The sequence below is a fragment of the uncultured Anaerovibrio sp. genome (assembly GCF_947302755.1).
Lineage (GTDB): Bacteria > Bacillota > Negativicutes > Selenomonadales > Selenomonadaceae > Anaerovibrio.
Map to the genome: position 1 here is coordinate 1 of NZ_CAMYWM010000182.1, position 3,914 is coordinate 3,914.

4 protein-coding genes are annotated in these 3,914 nt (G+C 49.5%); all 4 read left to right on the top strand.

The features are described 5' to 3' along the window. Positions 1-89 precede the first annotated feature (89 nt). The 4 genes from rimI (at position 90) to Q0Y54_RS12125 (ending at position 3,810) form a co-directional block, all read left to right on the top strand. Positions 90-539 carry a ribosomal protein S18-alanine N-acetyltransferase gene (gene rimI / locus Q0Y54_RS12110; protein ID WP_297968391.1) on the top strand — a complete coding sequence of 150 codons (450 nt, stop codon included), beginning with the start codon at positions 90-92 and terminating at the stop codon, positions 537-539. 85 nt (positions 540-624) lie between these two features. Continuing rightward, a complete protein-coding gene (gene tsaD / locus Q0Y54_RS12115) occupies positions 625-1,665 on the top strand; it encodes a tRNA (adenosine(37)-N6)-threonylcarbamoyltransferase complex transferase subunit TsaD (RefSeq protein WP_297968394.1) in 1,041 nt (346 codons plus the stop codon). A gap of 130 nt (positions 1,666-1,795) precedes the next feature. Next, entirely contained in the window at positions 1,796-3,232 is a 1,437-nt protein-coding gene (locus tag Q0Y54_RS12120) for a histidine kinase N-terminal domain-containing protein (protein ID WP_297968396.1), read from the top strand. Positions 3,233-3,234: 2 nt separating this feature from the next. Further along, on the top strand, positions 3,235-3,810 hold the full coding sequence (locus Q0Y54_RS12125; protein WP_297968398.1) for an ANTAR domain-containing response regulator: 576 nt from the start codon (positions 3,235-3,237) through the stop codon (positions 3,808-3,810). Positions 3,811-3,914: the final 104 nt, after the last annotated feature.

Below are 3,914 nucleotides of genomic sequence, written 5' to 3' on the forward strand. Positions count from 1 at the left end.
CAACTAAATTCAGATGGAGTTAAAACTCCACCTGAATAAGTTATCATTTTATTGGCGTCGCCCAGGGTAGGGCAAGGAGATCAAATACAATGATTATATTTAGAAAAATGGTGCCGGAGGATGCCGACGCGGTGGCAGAGGTGGAAAAGGAATGCTTTACTACTCCCTGGTCCCGGGAATCTTTTTGGCGTGATGCCTCCAGCAGTGACACCTATTATCTTTTGGCCCTTGATGATGGGGCAGAGAACCGGGTAGTGGGCTATGTGGGGTGTTGGATTTTGGGCTATGAGGGCAGTATTACCAATGTGGCCGTTGCCCCTGCCTATCGTCGTCAGGGCATTGGACGGCAGATGCTGCTGAAATTGATTGAGGTAGTAAAGGCCAAAGGCGTTACGGCCATGACCCTGGAGGCCAGAGTGTCCAATACGCCTGCCATTAAGCTCTATGAGGGACTGGGCTTTAAGAGTGTGGGGCAAAGACCGAAATATTATACCAGCCCGGTGGAGGATGCGGAAATAATGTGGAATACTCATATTTAGTTAATTGATAACGGGTACTGAGTAAATTAAGATAGCCTTCCCTTGTGGGTAAGGTGGCAACGCAGTTGACGGATGAGGTGTTTTTTTGAACGAAGAAAATAAGGATAAAGATAAGATTATTACGCTGGCCATTGAGTCCAGCTGTGATGAGACCTCGGCGGCGGTGCTGGTGGGCGGTCGGACCGTACTGTCCAACATCATCGCCACCCAGATTCCCATTCATCGGAAATTTGGGGGAGTGGTACCGGAGATTGCTTCCCGTAAGCATATTGTAAATGTAATGCCGGTTATTGATGAGGCGCTGGCCAAGGCCGGGATTACCCTGAAGGATATTGACCAGGTGGCAGTAACCTACGGCCCGGGGCTGGTGGGTGCTTTATTGGTAGGGGTATCGGCGGCCAAGGCCCTGGCCTTTACTCTGGGGGTACCGCTTATTGGGGTTAATCACCTGGAGGGACATATTTTTGCCAATTTCCTCAGTGCGCCGGAATTAAAGCCGCCCTTTATGGCTTTGGTGGTTTCCGGCGGTCATACCTCCCTGGTTCATGTAAAGGATTATAATTCCTTCAGCCTTATGGGCCAGACCAGAGATGATGCGGCAGGGGAGGCCTTTGATAAGGTGGCCCGGGTAATGGGGCTCCCATATCCGGGAGGTCCCCAGATAGATAAGCTGGCCCAGGAGGGAAATCCACTGGCCATTGATTTTCCCAAGGCCCTACAGGAAAAGGGAAATTATGAGTTTAGCTTCAGCGGGTTAAAATCGGCGGTGCTTAACTACCTGAACAGCATGAAGCTGAAGAAAATAGAGGTAAACAAGGCAGATGTGGCGGCCTCCTTTCAGCATACGGTTATTGAGGTGCTGTTATCCAAAGCCCTGGATGCAGTCCGTGAAAGGGGCTGTGATACCCTGGTGCTGGCCGGTGGGGTGGCGGCCAACAGCTCCTTGGAACGTCGCCTTCGGGAGGTAACGGCCAGGAATAACATTAAATTTTTCTTCCCGGATAAGATTCTTTGTACCGATAATGCGGCCATGATTGGCTGTCGGGGCTATTATCAGTCCTTGGCGGGAAGGTATTCTGATTTGTATCTTAATGCCGTGCCGGGACTGGCATTAACCGATTTGTAATCTCTTCGCCGACTTCGACGGTCCCCTTTCCCCGGAGGGGGTGCTTTAGAAGCGGTGGCATCGGTATGGCCATTGAGGCCCCCTTTCCCGGCGGGTAGGGCTGTTTATACAAGCTTATGGGGAGAATATTATGAGCAGTTACACTAAGTATGAAACAGACACGTCCATATATAGACAGCATACCAATTTGACGGCGGTGCAGATTGAGCTGCTGCGGCGCATGAGCAGCTGCTTTGGCTTTATTGCGGATTTTGCCCATGCTCACCTTCTGTTATACGTGAAGACAAAGCAGGCAGATGAGTATATGGTGATGAAGCATCATAAGCCCCACACATTTTACAGTCAGGTGGAGCTGCCCCAGGTGGGCAGTGTGGTGCAGGCCCAGATGGAGCCCTTGGTGGCCTATGTTTTCCATAAGGAAAAGTCCATTCATGGCCGCCGGGAATGGCGGCTGGGCATGACCTTGGATATGTATGCCTATCCTGTTAAGGAGGGTAATGAAATAATCGGTGTCATCACCCTGGAGACCAGCAAGGAATATGCCTCCGGCAGCAATTACTATCAGCTGCTGGACACGGCAGAGCGGCTGATGCAATATTCCAAGCGGAACATTGACGTGGATATTTTTACTCCTATTTTTGCCGGTACAGGGGTGGTGATTGCCGACAACAAAAACCGCATCACCTATGTTAATCTGTCGGCTAAGCGTATTTATCGGGCCCTGGGCATAAATCATTTATTGGGGGCCCGCCTGCCTGACCGGGAAATCAGTGCCATGCTGCACCGGGAAACCATTGACAGCAGCCGGCCCTTTGAAAAGGAAATTCAGATAGGGGACATGATTCTTCTCCAGCGGGATATTAAGCTGGAGGAAGCCGGGGTATTGCAGCGACGCATTCTTCTACTGGCTGATGTGACGGAGGTCCGTAAAAAGGAACGGGAAATCAAGATAAAGACGGCGGTTATTCAGGAAATCCATCATCGGGTAAAGAATAATCTGCAAACCATAGCCAGCCTGCTGCGGTTACAGGGGCGGCGGTCCAGCTCCCCGGAGGTAAAGGCGGCATTACAGGAAAGCACCAACCGTATTCTTAGTATGGCAGTGGCCCATGAGTTTTTGTCCCAGCACGACAGGGAGGAAATAAATGTAAATGAGGTTACCAGGGGAATTATTGAGCGGGTGGTACCCAATATGGTGGAGCAGGACTTCCAGCTTACCAGTAAAATAGAGGGTCCGGAGGTGGTTCTGCCCTCCAAGAATGCCAGTAATCTGGCGGTAATAATCAATGAATTGATTTTAAATTCCATTGAGCATGGATTTGTGGGCCGCAGTCACGGTGTTATCGGCTTGCGGACGGCCATTTATGAAAAGGAATATATAATAGAGCTGTATGATGATGGTATAGGGCTGCCGGATAATTTTAATATGAAGCAGGCAAAATCATTGGGGCTGCAGATAATAAAAACCCTGGTTCAGGATGATATCGGCGGCAGTCTTGAATTTAAAAATGATCACGGAGCCCATTGTATTTTGCATATACCAGTAAGTAGTGTGGGAGGAGAGTAAGTATGAATCCCTTGAAAATTCTCATTGCTGATGATGAAGCGTTAATCCGGATGGATATGAAGGAGCTGCTGGAGGAGGCCGGCCATGAGGTGGTAGGCGAGGCCCCAAATGGCCGCAAGGCAGTAGAGCTGGCTAAAAAATTCAAGCCAGATTTGTGTATTTTTGACGTAAAAATGCCGGAGATGGATGGTATTGAGGCCGCCAAAATCGTCAGCAGGGAAAAAATCGCCCCGGTGGTACTGCTCACCGCCTTCAGTCAGCCGGAAATCGTGAAGCGGGCCACGGAGGCCGGGGTATTGGCCTATCTGGTAAAGCCGGTACAGGAAGCCAATCTGTTTCCCACCATCGAGGTGGCCATGTCCCGCTATCAGGAGCTGCAGGGACTGGAGGATGAATTATTCAAGGTAAAGGATACACTGGAAATGCGCAAGCTGCTGGACCGGGCCAAGGGAATATTGATGGATGCCCACAATATCAGCGAAGCTGAGGCCTTTAAGCGCATCCAAAAATACAGCATGGCCAAAAGAAAGACCATAAAAGAAGTAGCCGAGGCCATAATCCGGTCGGTTACTAAATGATATCGTCAAAAAATTATTTTGCTGTTTATTAATGGGGGATATTGTGTTTTGATAAAATGATAACTTATTCAGGTGGAGTTTTAACTCCATCTGAATTTAGTTGA

Coding starts and splice junctions, on each gene's coding strand:
- Q0Y54_RS12125 (WP_297968398.1), top strand. CDS start 3,235: ATGAATCCCTTGAAAATTCTCATTGCTGATGATGAAGCGTTAATCCGG.
- Q0Y54_RS12120 (WP_297968396.1), top strand. CDS start 1,796: ATGAGCAGTTACACTAAGTATGAAACAGACACGTCCATATATAGACAG.
- rimI (WP_297968391.1), top strand. CDS start 90: ATGATTATATTTAGAAAAATGGTGCCGGAGGATGCCGACGCGGTGGCA.